This is a genomic window from Niallia sp., assembly GCF_031978665.1.
Lineage (GTDB): Bacteria > Bacillota > Bacilli > Bacillales > Cytobacillaceae > Niallia.
The window spans coordinates 118,475-119,205 of record NZ_DALZDK010000011.1 but is presented as its reverse complement, the minus strand read 5'-3'; the positions used below and the strand labels follow the sequence as shown (position 1 = coordinate 119,205).

The following is a 731-nucleotide window of genomic DNA, read 5'->3' as shown; positions in this document are numbered from 1 at the left end:
AATTTAGAGATGAGAAAAGACCACGTTTTGGTATCTTACGCGGTAGAGAGTTTATTATGAAGGACGCATATAGTTTCCATTCTTCTCATGAAAGCTTAGGAGAAGTTTATGATGCTATTTTCCAAGCATATTGCAATATTTTCGAGCGCTGCGGTTTAAACTATCGTGCGGTTATCGCAGATAGTGGTGCAATGGGCGGGAAGGATACCCATGAATTTATGGTGTTGTCTGATGTTGGAGAAGATACTATTGCGTATTCAACAGAATCCAATTATGCGGCAAATATTGAAATGGCACCTGTTGTTAACGCTTATGAAAAAGCGGACGAGCCTGTAAAAGGTTTAGAGAAAGTGGAAACAAAAGAGCAAAAAACAATTGAAGAAGTGTCTGCTTTCTTAAACGTAGCAGCAGAAAAATGCATTAAGTCTTTATTGTTTAAAGTAGATGAAAAATTTGTTCTAGTATTAGTTCGTGGTGACCATGAAGTAAACGACATTAAGGTGAAAAACTTATTAGAGGCAAATGCGGTAGAATTGGCAGATCACGCTGATACAGAAAAAGTATTAGGAAGCAAGATTGGCTCACTAGGACCTATAAACGTAAAAGATGTAGAAGTAATTGCAGACCACGCTGTGAAAGCAATTGTTAATGGTGTTTGCGGGGCAAATGAAGAGCATTACCACTATGTGAATGTGAACCCTGATCGAGATTTTGCTGTCGATCAATATGCA

General features: G+C 38.2%; 1 protein-coding gene. It reads left to right on the top strand.

Going from position 1 to position 731, the window contains the following annotated elements; genetic code table 11:
* A partial coding sequence (locus RTL21_RS08245) for a YbaK/EbsC family protein (protein WP_312095148.1) occupies positions 1–731 on the top strand: 731 nt, incomplete at both ends.